Origin of the sequence: Massilia sp. 9I (assembly GCF_902506415.1) — a bacterium.
GTDB lineage: Bacteria > Pseudomonadota > Gammaproteobacteria > Burkholderiales > Burkholderiaceae_D > Telluria.
Map to the genome: position 1 here is coordinate 4296361 of NZ_LR733275.1, position 18568 is coordinate 4314928.

General features: G+C 66.3%; 19 protein-coding genes. 9 read left to right on the top strand and 10 right to left on the bottom strand.

Translation table 11 applies throughout. The features are described from left to right. Position 1: 1 nt before the first annotated feature. Together GV068_RS19215 and tsaE are read right to left on the bottom strand one after the other, a co-directional pair. Entirely contained in the window at positions 2 to 1417 is a 1416-nt protein-coding gene (locus tag GV068_RS19215) for an N-acetylmuramoyl-L-alanine amidase (protein WP_159701520.1), read from the bottom strand. Next, complete coding sequence (tsaE, locus tag GV068_RS19220) at positions 1378 to 1866, bottom strand: tRNA (adenosine(37)-N6)-threonylcarbamoyltransferase complex ATPase subunit type 1 TsaE (RefSeq protein ID WP_159701523.1); 489 nt, start codon at positions 1864 to 1866, stop codon at positions 1378 to 1380. The genes GV068_RS19215 and tsaE overlap by 40 nt, the downstream gene beginning before the upstream one ends. Before the next feature lie 54 nt (positions 1867 to 1920). On the opposite strand from tsaE, the gene queG reads away from it, so the two are divergent. Next, on the top strand, positions 1921 to 3021 hold the full coding sequence (gene queG / locus GV068_RS19225; protein ID WP_159701526.1) for a tRNA epoxyqueuosine(34) reductase QueG: 1101 nt from the start codon (positions 1921 to 1923) through the stop codon (positions 3019 to 3021). Positions 3022 to 3024: 3 nt separating this feature from the next. Here queG and GV068_RS19230 read toward each other — a convergent pair whose 3' ends face one another. The 3 genes from GV068_RS19230 to GV068_RS19240 form a co-directional block, all read right to left on the bottom strand. Beyond that, positions 3025 to 3402 carry a DUF3052 family protein gene (locus GV068_RS19230; RefSeq protein WP_159701529.1) on the bottom strand — a complete coding sequence of 126 codons (378 nt, stop codon included), beginning with the start codon at positions 3400 to 3402 and terminating at the stop codon, positions 3025 to 3027. A 166-nt stretch (positions 3403 to 3568) separates the two neighbouring features. Then, positions 3569 to 4159, bottom strand: a complete 591-nt coding sequence (locus tag GV068_RS19235; protein WP_159701532.1) for a response regulator transcription factor — start codon at positions 4157 to 4159, stop codon at positions 3569 to 3571. A gap of 52 nt (positions 4160 to 4211) precedes the next feature. Beyond that, entirely contained in the window at positions 4212 to 6215 is a 2004-nt protein-coding gene (locus GV068_RS19240) for a nitrogen regulation protein NR(II) (RefSeq protein ID WP_159701535.1), read from the bottom strand. 131 nt (positions 6216 to 6346) lie between these two features. Between GV068_RS19240 and GV068_RS19245 the strand changes: the two genes are divergently transcribed. The 5 genes from GV068_RS19245 to GV068_RS19260 all read left to right on the top strand — a co-directional run bounded on the left by GV068_RS19245 (position 6347) and on the right by GV068_RS19260 (position 11856). After that, entirely contained in the window at positions 6347 to 7324 is a 978-nt protein-coding gene (locus GV068_RS19245) for a TRAP transporter substrate-binding protein (RefSeq protein WP_159701538.1), read from the top strand. A gap of 381 nt (positions 7325 to 7705) precedes the next feature. Continuing rightward, complete coding sequence (locus tag GV068_RS19250; protein WP_159701541.1) at positions 7706 to 8230, top strand: methylated-DNA--[protein]-cysteine S-methyltransferase; 525 nt, start codon at positions 7706 to 7708, stop codon at positions 8228 to 8230. Beyond that, positions 8203 to 9108, top strand: coding sequence for a site-specific tyrosine recombinase XerD (xerD, locus tag GV068_RS19255; protein ID WP_159701544.1), 906 nt, complete (start codon positions 8203 to 8205; stop codon positions 9106 to 9108). Before GV068_RS19250 ends, xerD begins: the two co-directional genes overlap by 28 nt. Positions 9109 to 9189: 81 nt before the next feature. Next, positions 9190 to 9366 carry a hypothetical protein gene (locus tag GV068_RS25035; RefSeq protein WP_201303316.1) on the top strand — a complete coding sequence of 59 codons (177 nt, stop codon included), beginning with the start codon at positions 9190 to 9192 and terminating at the stop codon, positions 9364 to 9366. Between the two features lie 276 nt (positions 9367 to 9642). Continuing rightward, positions 9643 to 11856, top strand: coding sequence for a bifunctional diguanylate cyclase/phosphodiesterase (locus GV068_RS19260; RefSeq protein ID WP_229464339.1), 2214 nt, complete (start codon positions 9643 to 9645; stop codon positions 11854 to 11856). Positions 11857 to 11866: 10 nt separating this feature from the next. Here GV068_RS19260 and GV068_RS19265 read toward each other — a convergent pair whose 3' ends face one another. Both GV068_RS19265 and GV068_RS19270 read right to left on the bottom strand, forming a co-directional pair. Next, positions 11867 to 12271: a hypothetical protein gene (locus GV068_RS19265; protein WP_159701547.1), complete on the bottom strand. Its 405-nt coding sequence runs from the start codon at positions 12269 to 12271 to the stop codon at positions 11867 to 11869. Between the two features lie 77 nt (positions 12272 to 12348). Beyond that, positions 12349 to 13320, bottom strand: coding sequence for an endonuclease/exonuclease/phosphatase family protein (locus GV068_RS19270; protein WP_159701549.1), 972 nt, complete (start codon positions 13318 to 13320; stop codon positions 12349 to 12351). Positions 13321 to 13361: 41 nt separating this feature from the next. Here GV068_RS19270 and GV068_RS19275 point away from each other — a divergent pair, with 41 nt between their 5' ends. The 3 genes from GV068_RS19275 to GV068_RS19285 all read left to right on the top strand — a co-directional run bounded on the left by GV068_RS19275 (position 13362) and on the right by GV068_RS19285 (position 15325). Further along, positions 13362 to 13853: an aminoacyl-tRNA deacylase gene (locus GV068_RS19275; RefSeq protein ID WP_159705253.1), complete on the top strand. Its 492-nt coding sequence runs from the start codon at positions 13362 to 13364 to the stop codon at positions 13851 to 13853. Positions 13854 to 13922: 69 nt separating this feature from the next. Next, positions 13923 to 14543 carry a glycerol-3-phosphate 1-O-acyltransferase PlsY gene (gene plsY, locus GV068_RS19280; protein ID WP_159701551.1) on the top strand — a complete coding sequence of 207 codons (621 nt, stop codon included), beginning with the start codon at positions 13923 to 13925 and terminating at the stop codon, positions 14541 to 14543. A gap of 104 nt (positions 14544 to 14647) precedes the next feature. After that, positions 14648 to 15325: a DsbA family oxidoreductase gene (locus GV068_RS19285; RefSeq protein WP_159701553.1), complete on the top strand. Its 678-nt coding sequence runs from the start codon at positions 14648 to 14650 to the stop codon at positions 15323 to 15325. Positions 15326 to 15329: 4 nt separating this feature from the next. On the opposite strand, the gene GV068_RS19290 is transcribed toward GV068_RS19285, so the two are convergent. The 3 genes from GV068_RS19290 to GV068_RS19300 form a co-directional block, all read right to left on the bottom strand. Continuing rightward, on the bottom strand, positions 15330 to 16175 hold the full coding sequence (locus GV068_RS19290; protein ID WP_159701555.1) for an endonuclease/exonuclease/phosphatase family protein: 846 nt from the start codon (positions 16173 to 16175) through the stop codon (positions 15330 to 15332). A 132-nt stretch (positions 16176 to 16307) separates the two neighbouring features. Next, positions 16308 to 17348, bottom strand: coding sequence for a tRNA (adenosine(37)-N6)-threonylcarbamoyltransferase complex transferase subunit TsaD (gene tsaD, locus GV068_RS19295; RefSeq protein WP_159701557.1), 1041 nt, complete (start codon positions 17346 to 17348; stop codon positions 16308 to 16310). 70 nt (positions 17349 to 17418) lie between these two features. Further along, complete coding sequence (locus tag GV068_RS19300) at positions 17419 to 18480, bottom strand: 3-deoxy-7-phosphoheptulonate synthase (protein ID WP_308637437.1); 1062 nt, start codon at positions 18478 to 18480, stop codon at positions 17419 to 17421. Positions 18481 to 18568: the final 88 nt, after the last annotated feature.

Sequence of the window (18568 nt, forward strand, 5' to 3'; positions counted from 1 at the left end):
GTCAGGTCAGACGGCTCTTGGCCATCGGCGGGTTGTCGGCGAAGTAGCGCTTGATGCCCTTGGTGATGGCGTCGGCCAGCTGGTTCTGGTAGCCGTCGTCGCGCAGCCTGGCCTCTTCGTCAGGGTTCGAGATGAATGCAGTTTCCACCAGAATCGACGGGATGTCAGGCGCCTTCAGCACGGCGAAGCCGGCCTGCTCGACCGCGGCCTTGTGCAGGCGGTTGATGCCGCCGATCTCGCTCAGCACGGCCTTGCCGAGCTTGAGGCTGTCGTTGATCTGGGCCGTGGTCGACAGGTCGAGCAGCACGCTGGCGATCTGCTTGTCCTGCACCGCGAAGTTGGCGCCGCCGATCAGGTCGGCCTTGTTCTGGCCGTCCGCCAGCCAGCGCGCCGCGCTCGAGCTGGCGCCTTTTTCGGACAGCACGAACACCGAGGAGCCGCGCGCCGTCGGCGACACCCAGGCGTCGGCGTGGATCGACACGAACAGGTCGGCCTGCACCTTGCGCGCCTTCTGCACGCGCTGGCCGAGCGGCACGAAGTAGTCGCCATCGCGGGTGAGCATGACGCGGGTGTTGGGCAGCTGCTCCAGCTTGTCCTTCAGGCGCTTGGCCACGGCCAGCACGATGTCCTTCTCGCGGCTGCCGTTGGCGCCGATCGCGCCCGGGTCTTCGCCGCCATGGCCCGGGTCGAGGGCGATGGTCACCATCCGCACCACCTTCTGCGGCGGCGCCTTCGCGCCTTTCGAGGGCGTCGGCTGCACCGCTTGCGGCGGCGGAGTACCGTTCAGGGCCGACATCTCGGATTCGAGCTTGGCGATCGCATCCGGGCCGGCGCTGGTCTGGGCCGGGGGCGTGGCCGGCAGCGGCGAAGCCGGGTTGGCGCTTTCCGCGGCGGCGGCGGTATCAACGGTCCATTCGCCCTTTTCGATCATTGCCGCGATCGGGTCGACCGGCTTGGTCGGATACAGGTCGAAGATCAGGCGGTGCTGGTAGCCGGCCACCGGTGCCAGCGTGAACACCTGCGGCTTGACGTCTTCCTTCAGGTCGAACACCAGGCGCACCACGTTCGGGCGGTTCTGGCCGACCCGCACCGCCTTGATGTAGGGGTCGTTCGGCTCGACCTTGGCGACCAGGCTCTTGAGCGTGTTGTTCAGGCCCAGGCCGTCGATGTCGACCACCAGGCGCGGCGGATCGGGCACAAGGAAGTGCTGGGTCTTGAGGTCGCTGTCGTTCTCCAGCGTCACGCGGGTGTAGTCGGGCGCGGGCCAGACACGGACGGCCAGGATCTGCGCGGCGCTGGCCGGCAGCGGCGCAATCACGGACAGCAGCAGCGTGCCGCCGGCCTTGAGCAGGGTGCGGCGGCGCGGCGAACCGGGAATCAGGGTGTCGGTGGGGTGTAGGCGAGACGGTCGAGGCATAGCAGGCCTAGTTGGGACAACGCCTGCAATTCTACCTCACGGCCGAGACCGCTGACTTCAAGCAATACGCGGACGTCGGGTGGCGGCAACACCGGTTCGCCCTTTTCGGGCCATTCGACGATGCAGATGTTCTTCCCGTCGAAGTCTTCGCGAAAGCCCGCGTCGAGGAATTCCTCGGGGCTGGACATCCGGTACAGGTCGTAGTGGATGATGTTGACATCCTGGCCACCCAGCTGCACGCGGTAGGGTTCCGACAGCGTGTAGGTCGGGCTCTTGACCGTGCCCCGGTGGCCGGCGGCCTGGATCAGCGCGCGCGTGAGCGCCGTCTTGCCCGCACCAAGGTCGCCGTGCAGGTAGATCACCAGGCCGGGCTGCAAGGCCCGGGCCAGGGCCTGGCCGAGGGCGGCGGTGGCGGATTCGTCGGGCAAGTAGGCTGTGAAGGGCTGCATCGAATAAAATACTGGGTTGATTAGCGCGCTCGCGCCGTGTTGTTCCATCCTGCCATGTTGACATCCCCACCCGACCTGTACGCACTTGCCCGCACCATCAAGACATGGGGCGCGGAGCTCGGTTTCGCCGACGTGCGCATCGCGGACGTCGACCTGGCGCATGCGGAAAGCGGCCTGCAGGCCTGGCTGGACGCCGGTTGCCATGGCGAGATGGATTATATGGCAAGCCATGGCATGAAGCGTGCGCGCCCTGGCGAACTGGTGCCGGGCACGGTGCGCGCGATCGTGGCGCGCATGGATTACCTGCCGATGGGGCGCGGCGAAGATTGGCGCGCGCAGGAACACGCGCGCCAGCTCGAACCCGGCGCCGCCGTGGTCTCGGTGTACGCGCGGGGCCGCGATTACCATAAAGTGCTGCGCAACCGCCTGCAGGCGCTGGCCGAGAAGGTCAAGGGTGCGGTCGGCGAGCTGGGCTACCGCGTGTTTACCGATTCGGCGCCCGTGATGGAGCTGCCGCTGGCGGAAAAAGCGGGCCTGGGCTGGCGCGGCAAGCACACGCTGCTGCTGTCGCGCGCGGCCGGCTCGACCTTCTTCATTGGCGAGATCCTGGTCGACCTGGCGCTGCCCGTGGACCCGCCGACGGGCGCGCATTGCGGCCAGTGCCAGGCCTGCATCGAGGTCTGCCCGACCCAGGCCATCCTCGGCCCCGGCCGGCTGGACGCGCGGCGCTGCATTTCCTACCTGACCATCGAGCTGAAAGGCAGCATCCCGGAAGAGCTGCGGCCGCTGATCGGCAACCGCATCTACGGCTGCGACGACTGCCAGCTGGCCTGCCCCTGGAACAAGTTCGCGCAGCGCGCCAGCCTGCCCGACTTCGACGAGCGCAACGGCCTGGGCGATGCGAGTCTGGTGGAGCTGTTCGGGTGGGAAGAGGAGGAATTCAACCGCCGGATGGAAGGCAGTCCGATCCGGCGTATCGGCCACGAGCGCTGGCTGCGCAATCTGGCGGTGGGACTGGGCAATGCTGCCGCGACTGCGGCGGGGAAGGGCGATGCGGCGATCGTCGCGGCCCTGCGCGCCCGCGCCGCGCACCCGTCAAGCCTGGTGCGCGAGCACGTGGCCTGGGCGCTGGCGCGGCATGGGCTTGAGAGCTGAACGCTATTCGATGCGCTTGAGGCGCAGGCCGGACCAGTCGCCGTCGATCGAGATCATCGCCACCGCGGTGATGCCGTTTTCCTTTGCGTAGGCATTGATCGAATCACGGTTGATGTCGGTCGCCTTGGAGGCGGTCTGCTTCAGGTAGGCGATCCACAGCGAACCTTTTTCTCCCAGCTTGTCCTTGGCAATCGGCAGGTACTGCTCGAGCTCCTTGCGGTTGAGCACGAACATGAGGATCACGTCGAAGGGGCCGTCGCCTTCCTTCACGATGGGGGCGGGCATCTGCGCCGCGACGCCCGGGTTGGCCTGGCCATTGAGGATCAGCATCGATTTCGCCGTCCTCAGGAACATCTTGTCTGCAACTGTTTTTTCGCTCATGAGAATTCCTAAATGCAATAGCTCCGCGCGCCACACCGTGTGGCGGACGCGTCACGTTCCGCTTCATTTTACAAGGCTTCCTTCAAATCCTTGGGACGCTTGGCGCGCGTAAATGGAAGGAGGCAACGAGCAATTGAGGGCAAAAAAGACGAACGCAAGGTGGCGTTTATTTCAGCAGGCCGGCGAGCTCGACGGCGGTCTTGACCTGCATCTTGTCGAAGATGTGCGCGCGATGCACTTCGACCGTGCGCATACTGATGCCGAGCTTGTCGGCGACCACTTTGTTCATCATGCCGGCCAGGATCAGGTCCAGCACTTCGCGCTCGCGCGCCGACAGGGTTGCCAGGCGGGTCTGCACCACGGCCGCGTCCAGCGCCTTGCGCGAAGCGGCCAGCGCTTCCTCGACGCGGTCCATCAGCACGTTGTCGTTGAAGGGTTTCTCGAAGAAGTCGAAGGCGCCGCGCTTGAGCGAATCGACCGCCATCGGCACGTCGCCGTGGCCGGTCAGGAAGATCACCGGCAGGCGCGCGATCAGGCCGTTCTTGACCAATTGATCGAACACGGCGACGCCGTTCATGCCGGGCATGCGCACGTCGAGCAGCACGCAGTCGCCGCCGGCGCCGAGCGCGGCGGACGAGCCGATGGCGTCGAGGAATTCCTCGCCGCTGGCGTAGCCGCGCGCTTCCAGGCCGCGCGATTGCGCCAGCCAGGCGAGCGCGTCGCGGATGACGTCTTCATCGTCGACGATGTGCAGCATGGGGTGGTCTCCGTATATTCTGGTAGTACGCGGCAAGGGCCGCAGGCGGATTTTAGCCCAGCGCCCCGTCCGCCGCTTGCGCCGGCAGCGCAAAACTGAACACCGTGCCGCCGTCCGGGTTCGCCGCATGCGTCAGGGTGCCGCCGTGGAATTCGATCGCGGTGCGGCAGATCGACAGGCCCATGCCCATGCCTTCCGCCTTGGTCGAGTAGAAAGGCGAGAACAGGCCGGCTGCCACTTCCGGCGCGATGCCGTGGCCGCGGTCGATCACCGAGACCGTCACCATGCCGTCGGCGTGCGCCGCGGCGACGCGCAGCACGCGCTGCGCCACAGGTGTGTCGACCATGGCCTCGATCGCGTTGCGGGTGAGGTTGAGCAGCACCTGTTCCAGCATCACGCGGTCGGCCAGCACCGGCGGCAGCTGGGGCGGCAGCTCGACGCGCAAGGTGGCGCCGGCCTGGCGCGCCTGCAGTTCGACCAGCGCGCGCACGCCCTCGACCACGCTGCGGATCGAAACCGGCTCGCGGCGCGGCTCGCGCTTCTTCACGAATTCGTGCACGCTGCGGATGATCTGGCCAGCGCGCTGCGCCTGCTGGCGCGCCTGCTCCAGCGCATGCCGCAGCATGCCGGAATTGACCGGCTCGCCGGATTGTCCGGTGCGCTCCAGCACGTTGAGAGCGCCGGCCGTGTAGCTGGAGATCGCCGCCAGCGGCTGGTTCAGCTCGTGCGCCAGCATCGAGGACATCTCGCCCATGGTTGCCAGGCGCGCGCTGGTCTCCAGCTTTTCCTGCTGCTGGCGGTTGAGTTCCTCGGCGCGCTTGCGGTCGGTGATGTCCTGGATCGAACTCATCCAGCCGGTCTGGCGCCCGTCGGCATCGACCAGCGGCGCTTCGTAGACCAGCACCGGCACCCGCACCCCGTCGGGGCGCTGGAACACGGTCTCGAACTGGGGCGTGATATTGCCCGACAAAACGCCGCGGAAGCGCTCCTCATAGTCGAGCATGACTTCCGGCGCCCAGTAGGGCATGGGCGGCTTTTTGCCGACCACTTCCTCCGCCGGCAGACCGACGATCTCGCAGAAAGCGCGGTTGACGTAGGTGACACGGCCCTCCAGGTCGCGCGCACGCAGGCCGGTGACCAGCGAATTCTCCATCGCGGTGCGGAAGGCCATCTGCTGGCGCAGCGCGCGCTCGGCCGCCAGGGTACGCGAGATGTGGCGCCACAGCGAGCCCAGGCTCAGCACCAGGCCGAGCGCCAGCACGATCACCGAGCCGACCAGCAAATTCGGCAGCAGCTGGGGCGCGCGCTTGACGCTGTTGGTGGACAGCACCACCAGCGCGCCCGGCAGGTCGAGCTCGCGCTGGTGGGTATAGACCCCGCGTCCCGGACCGCCCGCGGCGCGGCGGGCGACGGCGCGCTCGTTGCGGTCGAGCAGGGTCAGGGCATTGTCCTGGGCGAACCACCAGGGCACGGTCTCGTCCAACAGCACCTGCAGGCTGTAGGTGGCGACCAGGCTGCCCGCCAGCCGGCCGCCGGCGTACAGCGGCAGGTAGTAATCGATCATGCCCGAGGTGGCCGAGGTGGCGCCGTAGGCTTCGCTGTAGCGGCCGCGCCGGGTCGCGCCGGCCACGTCCGCAGCCAGCCGGGTCGGGGCGGGAAGGGCGGCGGGCGCGTCCAGGCCGTGGTTGGCCAGCACCGCGCCGTCGGGGCCGTACCAGACGATGCGCACCAGCTCGTGGCCGTTGTTGAACATCTGCTGGAAGCGCGCCTTCAGCACCTGGGGGGAGGGCGGGCGCGACACCAGGTCGCTGCCCAGGCTGGCCAGCGCCTCCTCGCTGCGCGCCAGCTCGAAGCGCAGAGTCTGTTCGACCCAGAGCGTATCGGCGATCAGTTGCTCCTGGCGCTCATTGGCTTCCATCTGGCGCGCCTGCCAGGGCAGCCAGATCAGGACGGCCAGGAACAGCAGCACCAGCAGCACGGGCACCAGCCAGCGCCAGGAGCGCGCGCGCTCGGTGGCGCCGGCCGGCTCCGGCTGCTGGGCGAACGGAAATTTCATCAAGACTCCGGTTTTCGTTACACTGTCGGGCTATTGTGGAAGTCCACGATGGTGCAGCGGCGAACTGCCGCGCAGACTGGTCCCATCCATCATATTCCCGTTCCCGCCCCATGAACCGAACCGCCCTGCGAATGACCGCCCTGTCCCTGGTGCTTGCCCTGGCAAGCCACGGCGCATGGGCGCAGGCGCCGATCGTCATCAAGTTCAGCCACGTGGTCGCGCCGGACACGCCCAAGGGGCGCGCCGCCGAACGCTTCAAGCAGCTGGCCGAACAGATGACCGGGGGCCGGGTGAAGGTGGAAGTCTACCCGAACAGCCAGCTCTACAGGGACCGCGAGGAACTCGAAGCACTGCAGCTGGGCGCGGTGCAGATGCTGGCGCCCTCGCTGGCCAAGTTCTCGCCGCTGGGCGTGAAGGAATTCGAGGCCTTCGACCTGCCCTACATCTTCCCGTCCAAGCAGGCCCTGTATGCCGTGACCGAGGGCCGCCTCGGGCGCGGCCTGCTGCGCAAGCTCGAACCGAAGGGCATTACCGGCCTGGCCTACTGGGACAATGGTTTCAAGGTGATGTCGGCGAACAAGCCGCTCTTGACGCCGGCCGACTTCCGCGGCCTGCGCATGCGCATCCAGGCTTCCAAGGTGCTGGACGCGCAGATGCGCGCCCTCGGCGCCCAGCCGGTAGCGCTGGCCTTCTCGGAAACCGCGCCCGCCCTGCGCGATGGCGTGGTCGAAGGCACCGAGAACCCGCCCTCGAACATGTTCACCCAGCGCATGCACGAGTCGCAGAAGCACTTGACGGTGTCGAACCACGGCTATCTGGGTTACGCCGTGATCGTCAACAAGAAGTTCTGGGACGGCCTGCCGGGCGACATCCGCAAGACCCTGGAGCGGGCGATGGAGCAAGCGACCGTCTATGAAAAGACCATCGCCCAACGCACCAACGACGCGGCGCTGGAATCGATCCGGCGCGCCGGCACCACCACCATCCATACGCTTACGCCGCAGCAGCAGGCCGAGTGGCGGCGCGCGCTGCAGCCGGTGTACACGCAAATGGAAGAGCGCATCGGCAAGGACGTGGTGCAGGCGATCCGGCGCGAAGCGAATCCTTGAAGCGTCTTTCATGACAGCCGCATGACAGGGGAAAGCGCAGCTGAAGCGAACGCTCATGCGATTTCTTCATAACTAAAATAATTTTTGTAATGTGGTCAAAAAGATACGCTTGCGTAGGGAGCTTGCGTTATGATGGGGCCTTCTCGCACTCACATGGTGCGTACGCGAACAGAACACACACGGTTTTGGGGAGCATAGATAAAATCACGGTAATCCATACCGGAGACAAATCGAGGAGACACACGTTTTACAGAAGCCGTTAGCACTGCTAAACGGCCGGGGACGTGACCCGAATTGGAGCGCACCTGAGGGTGCGCTTTTTTTTCGTCCGCGCCCCTGCCAGGACTGGCAGGGCGCCATCCCAGCGGTTAAGATGAAGGGATGAAGAACGACCCGGCCAGCACCTTGTTCAACGCCATTGTCCCCGCGGCATTCGGCGCCATCGGCATCCGTACCCAGGACGAACGCGTGCGCGAGCTGGTGTATCTGCCGCCCTCGTTCGAGGAAAAGGCCGGCGACAACGAGGTCGCGATGCTCGCCGCGCAACAGGTCGCGCAGTACCTGCAAGACCCCGATTTCCGCTTCGAGCTGCCGCTGGTCGAGGCCGGCACCGATTTCCAGCGCCGCGTCTGGGGCGAGATCTCGGCCATCCCGCGCGGCAGCGTCAAGACCTATGGCCAGCTGGCCAAGACGATCGCCTCCGCGCCGCGCGCGGTCGGCCAGGCCTGCGGCGCGAACTGGTTCCCATTGATCATTCCCTGCCACCGCGTGACCGCCTCCGGCGGCCTGGGCGGCTTCTCGAACCAGGACGACGAAAACGGTTTCCACCTTTCGGTCAAGCGCTGGCTGCTGCGCCACGAAGGCGCCACCGCATCCCCATGGCAGCAGCAATCGATCTGGGACTGATCGACGAGTTCTGCGACACCCTCTGGCTGGAACAGGGGCTGGCCAAAAATTCGCTCGACGCCTACCGCCGCGACCTGAAGCTGTTCGCCGGCTGGCTTGCCGCCAAGCGCCCCCAGCGCAGCTCGCTGCTGGGCGTCGAGCCGGAAGACATCGCCGCCTATTTCGCCGAGCGCCATGGCGACACCCGGCCCAGCACGGCCAACCGGCGCCTGTCGGTATTGAAACGCTTCTACCAGCTGGCGCTGCGCCGCAACCAGATTCCGCGCGATCCCTGCCTCAAAATGGCTTCGGCCAAGCAGCCGCTGCGCTTCGTGCATACGCTCACCGAAGCCCAGGTCGAGGCCTTGCTTGCGGCGCCGGACCTGTCCACGCCGCTGGGCCTGCGCGAACGCACCATGCTGGAGCTGATGTACGCAAGCGGGCTGCGGGTGTCGGAACTGGTCGCTTTGAAACTTGTCGAAGTGAGCCTGAACGACGGCGTGCTGCGCGTGACCGGCAAGGGCAGCAAGACGCGCCTGGTGCCTTTCGGCCAGGAAGCGCGCCTGTGGCTGGAGCGCTACCTGAAGGATGCGCGCGGCATCATTTTGAATGGGCAGGTCGACGATGCGCTGTTCGTCACCGGCCGCGGCGGCGCCATGACCCGGCAGATGTTCTGGATCCTGATCAAGAAGCATGCGAAGAAGGCCGGCATCCAGGGGCCGCTGTCGCCGCACACGCTGCGCCACGCCTTTGCCACCCATTTGCTGAACCACGGCGCCGACCTGCGCGTGGTACAACTGTTGCTGGGACATGCCGACATTTCGACCACACAGATCTATACGCATGTTGCGCGCGAGCGCCTCAAGCACCTGCACGCCCAGCACCACCCGCGTGGTTAATGCAAGCCGCGGCGCAGCCAGTCGGTCATAATGGCCGTGTACTACCCGCAGCATCCCTCTCATCCACACAACGAGGTGAACATGGCACGGACGAACTTCCAGTACGAAAAGCGGCAGCGCGAACTCGAAAAGAAACGCAAGGCGGAGGAAAAGGCCCGGCGCAAGCAGGAGGTCAAGCGCGAAGACCCGGAAGGTGGCGCTGCCGCCCCGGACGACAGCACGGCCCAGCCTGAAGAATCGGCTCCGCAGGACGCCTGAGCGCGCCCTGCGAAGCCAAGGAATTTTCGCGCTCAGGCTCCGTCCTGGAAACAGGGTGGAGCTCCTTGCGCATGCTGTCAATATAGCCAGCCGCCACACGCCCTTCCAGCCGGATGCGACAGGCGGTTGGCCGGCGGGTCTGGAATGCCGAAAAGCGCGACGAAATGCAGCTGGGGAGCGGCTTTGCGTGTCCGCAAAAGGCGCTTCGATGGAGGGAGAAGAATAGGGGGATTGTCATCGCTGTCATGACTCTTTCCGCATGAAAAGGATTCTTCCGTGAGCGACCACCAGGCCCGAGACCCGAGCGGCTGGCCCCCCGGCCTGCACGGGCTGGACTTGCCCGGCGCTTCCGGCCGCCACGACCCACAGCCGCAATCCGCGTTGCCTACCGCCGTGCCCGCCGCAACGCTCGAGGCGGTCGATGCCGACGGCCCTGGCCGCCAGGCGCTCGACTGGCTGTACCGCTTCGTGACGGCGATCGAGCTGGCGCCTGCGGTGGCCGTGCACTCGGTTGACGCGGGTGGCGTGGTGCGCTTCTGGAACCACGCCTGTGCCCAGCTGTTCGGCATTCCCGCCAGCCACGCGCTGGGGCGTCCTTTCCGCGAGCTGGTCTCGCACCTCGACCGCCAGGGCGAGTTCGACACCACCATCGCCGGCATCTGGCGCGAAGGCAGCGCCCCGGCGCCGCGCGACTGGCAGGTCGAGACCGCGGCCGGCCGCCGCCTGTGGCTGCATTCGAACCACTTCCCCGTCAAGCGCGACGGCGCCACCCAGCAGGTGTTCTGCATGGAGGTGGACATCACCGCGCGCAAGCAGGTCGAGGCCAACCTGGTGCAGGCCGCGCGCGTGTTCGAGAACGCGCACGAAGCCATCATCGTGATGGACGCGGAATACCGGGTGCAGGCCGTCAACCAGGCCTTCACCAGCATCACCGGCTACGCCGCCGCCGACATCATCGGTTCCACCCTGGCCGGCCTGCCCTGGGGCCAGGCGCCTGGCCAGGACGGCAACGGCTTCTACGAAAGCATCTGGTCGCAGCTCGATGGCCACGACCGCTGGCAGGGCGAGCTGCCCGCCGTGCGCAAGAACGGCCAGGCCTACACGGCCTGGGTTGCGCTCACCACCATCCGCGACCCGCACGGCGAAGCGAGCAGCTACATGGCCATGCTGTCCGATATCAGCGAGCGCAAGCGGGTGGAAGAGCAGGTGCGGCACCAGGCCGAGCACGACACGCTCACCGGCCTGCCCAACCGCGCCCTGTTCCTCGACCGCATGCACCACGCGCTGGCCACCTGGCGCCGCCAGCGCGACAGCTTCGCCGTGCTGTTCCTCGACCTCGACCGCTTCAAGGCGATCAACGACAACAACGGCCACCAGACCGGAGATGCGGTGCTGCGCGAAGTTGCGGCGCGCCTGCGCGGCTGCGTGCGCCGGGTCGACACCATCAGCCGCCTCGGCGGCGACGAATTCGTGGTGCTGCTGGCTGACATCGGCGGCGCCGACCAGGCCGCGCACGTCGCCGCCGCGGTGATGCAGGCCGTGTCCCGCCCCATCGACGTGGCCGGGCAGGCGCTCGCGCTGACGGCCTCGATCGGCGTCGCCATCTGCCCCACCGACGGTCAGGACGTCGACACCCTGATGCACCACGCCGACGTGGCCATGTACCACGCCAAGGAAAACGGGCGCAGCAGCTTCCGCTTCTTCAGCCCCGAGATGAACGCGCGCGTGGTCGAGCGCGGCGAGCTGGAAAAGCGCCTGCGCCAGGCGCTCGAGCGCAATGAATTCCTGCTCGAATACCAGCCCGAACTCGACGTCGGCTCCGGCAAGGTGATCGGCATGGAGGCGCTGATCCGCTGGCGCCATCCGGAGCGCGGCCTGCTGCTGCCGCACGAATTCCTGCCGGTGGCCGAGGAATGCGGCCTGATCGTCCCGATCGGCGAATGGGTGCTGGTTGAGGCCTGCACCCGGGCGCGCAGCTGGCGCGATGCCGGGCACGCGGTGACGGTGGCGGTAAATCTGTCCGACATCCAGTTCCTGCACGGCAGCCTGCTGGAGACGGTCGACGCCGCGCTGGCGCAGTCGGGGCTGGCGCCGGCCTGGCTCGACCTGGAAATCACGGAAGGCGCCATCATGCGCGGCGATCACGGCCTCGACGAAACCGTCGCCGCCCTGCGCAGGCGCGGCGTGCAGCTGACCATCGACCGCTTCGGCACGGGGCTCTCGAGCCTGTCGTCGCTGCGCCGCTTCCCCCTATCGAAGCTGAAGATCGACCGCAGCTTCGTCAGCGACATCGAGCACGATCCGGTTGACGCCGCCCTGATCCCGGCGATCATCGCGGTGGCGCGCAGCCTGCGCCTGCGCGTGGTGGCCGAAGGTGTGGAGACCGAGGAACAACTGCGCTTCCTGCGCCAGCACGGCTGCGACGAGTACCAGGGTTTTTATGCAGCGGGAGCGAGCAGCCCGCCGGACTTCAATCCGGCGGCGCGCTGAGGGCGGATATTTAAATGCGCGTGGCGACCGGCCACCCGGCCGCGACCCGCGCCGCGATGCGCCTGACCGCGCGCCGCACCAGCACCAGCTGCAGCAGGGGGATCCAGACCACCACCATGAATATCATGGGGTAGGGCAGGCTTGCTCCCAGTACCATGTCGGCCAGCACAAAGGCGAGCAGCGCCACCGCGATGCATCCGAGCGCGGCCAGCAGGTAGGCGCGGCTGGATCCGACCGCCCAGCTTGCCTTGCGCACGATGTCGGACTGCAGGCCCTGCGGCAGGCGGTCCATGTCCTCGCAGCGGTACATGGGCGCCACCGGGACGCCGGAAGGGTCGGTGTATCCGAAGGCGCTGGCGCGCGCTTCGTCAAGCAAGTCATCCGCAATGCGATCGAGCCGGGTCGTCGACACCACCTGCACCTCCTTGTTCGAAGCGACAGTCTAGCGTTTCACTTACTGGAGATGATGCGCGGAATGTAACAGCCGCGCCCTCAATCCAGCCGCTTGAACTGTCCCGGCTGCGGATACAAACGGATCCGCGCCAGCACTTGGCCGTGGTCGGAGGCTTCCGGCAGCCCGAGGTTCAGGTGGTCGTTAAGGTAGACCACGTCCACCACTTCGCCGATCGCATGCGGCAGCGCGGGATTGAATTCCTGCGACACCAGGATGTGGTCGATGGTCGAATGCCGGCTTTCGTGCACGATGGAGAAGCCGACATTGCGCAGATTATCCTGGTGGATGTGCAGGCGCGCGGCGTCGAACATGCGCTCGGCCAGCGGTGCGCCTTCGCCCAGCACGATCTCGGTGGTGACGGAATCGGCGACGTCATTGAAGTCGCCCAGCACGATGCGCGGGCGCTGCTTGTCGCGCGCCATGTCGGTGAGCAGCACGCGCAGCGCGGTGGCTTCGGTGCCGCGCCGGATCAGGGAGCGCAGGCAGGCGAGGGCGTACAGGTTCGGGTCTTCGCCGGTATCGCTGGCGCGGTAGTCGGGACGGCGCGACTTCAGGTGCACCACCACGACGTCGATGGTGATGCCTGGCGCAAGTTCGACTTCGGCATGCAGCGGGGCTCGCGTAAAGCGGTCCGGGTCGCGGCTACCCGGCGGCATCGACACGCTGTCGGGGAACAGGGTCAGCGCATGGCCGGCACTGATGACCGGCAGGCGCGACACCAGGGCCACGCTGGGCGTCAGGCGCGGCGCGTCCGGGTCGGGGTCGAAGCCCAGGTGCACCGCTTCGCGGTAGCGCCGGGTGCGGGACAGTACCTCGCGCAAGGTGGCCTGCGAGAAGATTTCCTGGAAGCCGATCACATCGGCATTGAGCAGGTCGATCTGGTGCGCGGTCCAGTCCAGCTTGGCCTCGTATTCCTCGGGCGAGCACGGCTCCAGGTTTTCGTAGCAGCGCATGCCCGGCGGGGCCAGGTTGAAAGTGTTGAATGTGGCAAAGCGAATTTCTTCCTGCATAATAGAGAAACCCCTTTATGTTCGTCTTTAGCGTACCACGCATGGCCAAGAAAGAGCACGTTTCTGAGACACCCGCGACCCAGTTCCTGCGCAAGCATGGCGTGGTTTTTACCGAGCACCCGTACGAGTACGAAGAACATGGCGGCACAGCCGTTTCTTCGCGTGAACTCGGTGTGCCTGAGCACAATGTGATCAAGACCCTGGTGATGCAGGACGAGGCGGCGCGGCCGCTGATCGTGCTAATGCACGGCGACTGCAAGGTCTCGACCAAGAACCTGGCGCGCGCGATTCCCTGCAAGTCGGTCGAGCCTTGCCGCCCGGAGGTGGCGCAGCGCCATTCCGGCTACCTGGTCGGCGGCACCTCGCCCTTCGGCGTGCGCAAGGCGATGCCGGTCTACGTCGAGGAATCGATCCTGGGCCTGGAAAAGATCTACATCAACGGCGGCCGCCGGGGTTATCTGATTGGCATCGCCCCGGGCGTGCTGACCGATACCCTGGCTGCGCGCGCGGTGCAGTGCGCCCTGGCCGAGTGACTTGCCACAGGGCACGGTCGATGTGTATAGTCCGAGCGCCTGACGTATAAGAACAAATAGAGAGACCCGATGAATACCCTGATTGCCACCATCGCCGCCTACCTGATCGGCTCGATTTCCTTCGCGGTCGTGATGAGCCGCGCCTTTGGCCTGTCCGACCCTCGCACCTACGGTTCCAAGAACCCGGGCGCCACCAACGTGCTGCGCAGCGGCAGCAAGAAAGCCGCCATCGCCACCCTGATCGGCGACGCCGCCAAGGGCTGGCTGGCGGTCTGGCTGGCGGTCCACTACGGCCCGCAATTCGGGCTCGACGAGGGCGGCATCGCGCTGGTCGCGATCGCCGTGTTTCTGGGCCACCTGTGGCCGGTCTTCTTCAAATTCGTGGGCGGCAAGGGCGTGGCGACCGCGCTCGGCGTGCTGCTGGGGATTAACCCGTGGCTGGGACTGGCGACCCTGGCGACCTGGCTGATCGTGGCCTACGCCTTCCGCTATTCCTCGCTGGCGGCGCTGATCGCCTCGGTCTTCGCGCCTTTCTATTACGGCCTGCTGTTCGGCGCGGACGAGATCCTGTTCGCGGTGGCGGCGATGAGCGCGCTGCTCCTGTGGCGCCATAGCAGCAATATCGCGAACCTGATGGCGGGGAAAGAGTCGAAGATCGGCAGCAAGGCCGCCGCCGCGAAGAAGAAATAGCCACGGGGGTAGCATCCGAGAGCTTGCGCGCACCGTTTTGCGCATCGCGTTACCATATCGCCACCTGGCACTCCCGTGCCGCAACGAACAGGAAAGGTGGCAGCATGAGCAAGCAACTCCGCATCGACTTCGTCTCGGACGTCTCCTGCCCCTGGTGCGCGATCGGCCTCAGCTCGCTGGAGCTGGCGCTGGCGCGCGTCAAGGGAGAAGTCGAGGCCGACATGCATTTCCAGCCCTTCGAGCTGAACCCGAACATGGGTCCGGACGGCCAGGACATCGTCGAGCACATCACCGAAAAATACGGCGCCACCGCCGAGCAGCAGGCCAATAGCCGCGAGGCGATCCGCCAGCGCGGCGCGGACGTCGGCTTCACTTTCGACATGGAACGGCGGGGCCGCATCTACAACACCTTCGATGCGCACCGCCTGCTGTCCTGGGCCGAGGAACAAGGCCGCCAGCGCGACCTCAAGATGACCCTGTTCGAAGCCTACTTCACCAACTGCGAAGACCCCAGCAACCACGACGTGCTGCTGCGCGCCGCCGAGCGCGCCGGCCTGGACCGCGAGAGCGCCGCGCGCATCCTGGCGAGCGATGAATACGCCGACGAGGTGCGCGAGCGCGAACAGTTCTTCCAGCGCGCCGGCATCCATTCGGTACCGGCCATCATCATCAACCAGCGCCACCTGATTTCGGGCGGCCAGCCGCCGGAAGTGTTCGAGCAGGCGCTGCGCGAGATCGCCGCGCGCGGCGACGCCCCGCAGGCGCAAGCGCAGCAGCAATAAAAGCCTAGTTCAGATCCAGCACCACCGGCTGGTGGTCCGAGGCCGCGGTCTCGGACTGCACGTCCACCGACGCCACCCGCGGCGCCAGGTCTTCCGTCACGAAGAAGTGGTCGTAGCATTCCGGGCGCTGCGGCCAGGGATAGCCGTGCAGGCCGGTGGTCGGCGCGCGCGCCACGTTGCCGTGCGCGACACGCCAGGCGTCCAGGAAGGCCGGTGCGCCATCGTCCATCGGTGCCAGCAGGGCGCGATAATCCTCGTCGTCCGGCGCGAAATTGAAGTCGCCGCACAGGATGCTCGATGCGGGACGGAAGCCCAGCTGGTAGGGCGCATCCAGGTTCGGATCGGGCTGGAAGATGCGGGCTCTGGCGCTTGCTTCGCCGTGCAGCTCGCGAATGCGGCGCACCTGCGCCATGCGCTGCAGCGGCGAATGGTATTCGAGGTGGGTGGTCATCAGGCGCAGCTTGCCGCTGGGCGCATCGATGACGGTTTCCATCAGCCCGCGCGGCATGCCGGCCGGACCTTCCGGGTCGGCCGGCCACGGCAGCAGGTGGCGGTGCACCTGCGAGATGCGGTACTTCGAGAGGATCAGGTTGCCGAACAGGCGCGGGGAGTTGTTCTTGTAGAGTTCACTCGGGGCATGCTCCATCATGTGGAAACCGCCGAAGGCGCCGCCCAGCTGTTTGAACTGGTTGGCGCTTGCGCCTCCCTCCAGTTCCGGGTGGTTGGCCGCCACTTCCTGCAGGCAGATCACGTCCGGATTCAGCCGGCGCAGGACATCGATGATCGCGTGAATGCGGATCCTGCCGTCCTTGCCACAACCCCAGTGAATGTTCCAACTTACTACGCGCATCACACGACCTCCGTAAAACTTAACCGTCGGATATTGCCATCGTTTGGCAAGGGGCGGTCACACGGTAGGATCGATGTTAAGTAAGCAAGTTCAATGTTGATAACGGGTGTTGCAAGCCTGTCCAGACAGGCTTTATGCGGCTTCCAGCTCGTCCAGCGGCCAGCGTGGGCGCACGTTGAATGCGTAGTCGCGCTGCGCCAGGTCGGGATTGCGCTCGAGGCGCATGGCGCCGGCAAACGCGATCATGGCGCCGTTGTCGGTGCAGAATTCCAGCTCCGGGTAATACACCTTGAACTTGCGTTTGGCCGCCGCCGCGTTGAGCGATTCGCGCAGCTGGCGGTTGGCGCCGACGCCGCCGGCGATCACCAGGCGGTTCAATCCCGTGTGCTTCAGCGCGTTCACGCATTTGGCCGTCAACACTTCCACGATCGCGTCGACGAAGCCGCGCGCGATGTTGGCCTTGTCCTGTTCGCAGATGTTGGCGACCACTTTCTCCTCGTGGTTCTTCACCACCGTCAGCACCGCGGTCTTCAGGCCCGAGAAGCTGAAGTTGAAATCCTTCGAGTGCAGCATCGGGCGCGGCAGGGTGTAGGCGGCCGGGTCGCCGAACTCGGCCAGGCGCGAGATCGCCGGACCGCCCGGATAACCGAGGCCCAGCAGCTTGGCCGACTTGTCGAAGGCTTCGCCGGCGGCGTCGTCCAGGGTCTCGCCCAGCAGCGTGTAGCGGCCGACGCCATCCACCCGCATCAGCTGGGTGTGGCCGCCCGAGACCAGCAGGGCGATGAAGGGGAAGTCCGGGCGCTCGCTGGCCAGCAGCGGCGACAGCAGGTGGCCTTCCAGGTGATGCACCCCCAGCACCGGCTTGTCGAGGGCGAGCGCCAGCGAGCAGGCCACCGAGGAACCGACCAGCAGCGCGCCGGCCAGGCCCGGACCCTGGGTATAGGCGATGGCGTCGATATGCGAGGCCGGAAGGTCGGCGCGCTTGAGCACCTCTTCCAGCAGTGGCAGGGCGCGCCGGATGTGGTCGCGCGAAGCCAGTTCCGGCACCACGCCGCCGTACTCTTCGTGCATGGCCACCTGCGAGTGCAGGGCATGGGACAGCAGGCCGCGCTCGGTGTCGTACAGAGCCAGGCCGGTTTCATCGCAGGAGGATTCGACGCCGAGAACAATCATGGGGGAAACAGCAGGGAGGAAAAGGGAGATTTTACAGCAGGGTGGGCCGCCGGCCCACCCATCAAGGGCATTACGGGCGTTGCAGCAGTTCCTGATGCGCGCTGCGCAACATTGCCTCGGTCTCTTCCCAGCCGATGCAGCCGTCGGTTACCGAGCAGCCGTACTTCAGCTGCGACAGGTCTTCCGGAATCGCCTGGCTGCCGCTGACGATGTTCGACTCGATCATCACGCCCACCAGCGAGCGGTTGCCGTGCTTGATCTGCTGGATCACGTCCGACATCACCAAGGGCTGCAATTCCGGCTTCTTGTAGCTGTTGGCATGCGAGCAATCGACCACCAGGTTGGCCGGCAGCCCGGCCTTCTTCAGCGCCTGTTCCGCGATCGCCACCGACACCGAATCGTAGTTCGGACGGCCGCCGCCGCCGCGCAGCACCACGTGACCGTAGGCGTTGCCGCTGGTGCGCACGATCGAGACCGTGCCCTGGCCGTTGATGCCCAGGAAAGCGTGCGGGTTGGCCGAGGACAGCACCGCGTTCACCGCGATGCTGACGTCGCCGTCGGTGCCGTTCTTGAAACCGACCGGGGTCGACAGGCCGGAGGACATCTCGCGGTGGGTCTGCGATTCGGTGGTGCGTGCGCCGATCGCGGTCCAGGCGATCAGATCGCCCAGGTACTGCGGCGAGATCGGATCCAGCGCCTCGGTGGCGGTCGGCAGGCCCAGCTCGCAGACGTCGAGCAGGAAGCGCCGCGCGCGTTCCATGCCGACGTCGACGCGGAAGGAATCGTCCATGAACGGGTCGTTGATGTAGCCCTTCCAGCCGGTGGTGGTGCGCGGCTTCTCGAAATACACGCGCATCACCAGCACCATGGTATCGATCACCTCGGCCTGCAGCGCCTTGAGGCGGCGTGCATAGTCGAGGCCGGCTTCCGGATCGTGGATCGAGCAGGGCCCGACCACCACGAACAGGCGCTCGTCCTTGCGGTCCAGGATATTGCGCAGCGTCTCGCGGCCCCCCATCACAGTGGCAAAGGCGCGGTCCGACAGCGGCAGCGTGGCGTGGAGTTCCGTCGGCGTCGGCATCTCGGCGAACGAACTGACGTTGGTGTTTTCGATGGCTGGCGTGTTGATCATGATGCGATAGGTTCTGGAGGAACCATCCAGTGTAGACCGAAAATGCTGCACTTGCACAAGTGGCCGCCAAAAACTCACCGTGCGCTCA

Excerpts from the sequence above, each read along its gene's own strand:
- GV068_RS25035 (WP_201303316.1), top strand. The coding sequence starts at position 9,190 with ATGGCACGGACGAACTTCCAGTACGAAAAGCGGCAGCGCGAACTCGAA.
- GV068_RS19230 (WP_159701529.1), bottom strand. The coding sequence starts at position 3,402 with ATGAGCGAAAAAACAGTTGCAGACAAGATGTTCCTGAGGACGGCGAAA.
- tsaD (WP_159701557.1), bottom strand. The coding sequence starts at position 17,348 with ATGATTGTTCTCGGCGTCGAATCCTCCTGCGATGAAACCGGCCTGGCT.
- GV068_RS19290 (WP_159701555.1), bottom strand. The coding sequence starts at position 16,175 with ATGCGCGTAGTAAGTTGGAACATTCACTGGGGTTGTGGCAAGGACGGC.
- tsaE (WP_159701523.1), bottom strand. The coding sequence starts at position 1,866 with ATGCAGCCCTTCACAGCCTACTTGCCCGACGAATCCGCCACCGCCGCC.
- GV068_RS19235 (WP_159701532.1), bottom strand. The coding sequence starts at position 4,159 with ATGCTGCACATCGTCGACGATGAAGACGTCATCCGCGACGCGCTCGCC.
- GV068_RS19245 (WP_159701538.1), top strand. The coding sequence starts at position 6,347 with ATGACCGCCCTGTCCCTGGTGCTTGCCCTGGCAAGCCACGGCGCATGG.
- GV068_RS19300 (WP_308637437.1), bottom strand. The coding sequence starts at position 18,480 with ATGATCAACACGCCAGCCATCGAAAACACCAACGTCAGTTCGTTCGCC.
- GV068_RS19270 (WP_159701549.1), bottom strand. The coding sequence starts at position 13,320 with ATGCAGGAAGAAATTCGCTTTGCCACATTCAACACTTTCAACCTGGCC.
- GV068_RS19285 (WP_159701553.1), top strand. The coding sequence starts at position 14,648 with ATGAGCAAGCAACTCCGCATCGACTTCGTCTCGGACGTCTCCTGCCCC.
- GV068_RS19250 (WP_159701541.1), top strand. The coding sequence starts at position 7,706 with ATGAAGAACGACCCGGCCAGCACCTTGTTCAACGCCATTGTCCCCGCG.
- GV068_RS19215 (WP_159701520.1), bottom strand. The coding sequence starts at position 1,417 with ATGCCTCGACCGTCTCGCCTACACCCCACCGACACCCTGATTCCCGGT.
- GV068_RS19240 (WP_159701535.1), bottom strand. The coding sequence starts at position 6,215 with ATGAAATTTCCGTTCGCCCAGCAGCCGGAGCCGGCCGGCGCCACCGAG.
- GV068_RS19275 (WP_159705253.1), top strand. The coding sequence starts at position 13,362 with ATGGCCAAGAAAGAGCACGTTTCTGAGACACCCGCGACCCAGTTCCTG.
- queG (WP_159701526.1), top strand. The coding sequence starts at position 1,921 with ATGTTGACATCCCCACCCGACCTGTACGCACTTGCCCGCACCATCAAG.
- xerD (WP_159701544.1), top strand. The coding sequence starts at position 8,203 with ATGGCAGCAGCAATCGATCTGGGACTGATCGACGAGTTCTGCGACACC.
- plsY (WP_159701551.1), top strand. The coding sequence starts at position 13,923 with ATGAATACCCTGATTGCCACCATCGCCGCCTACCTGATCGGCTCGATT.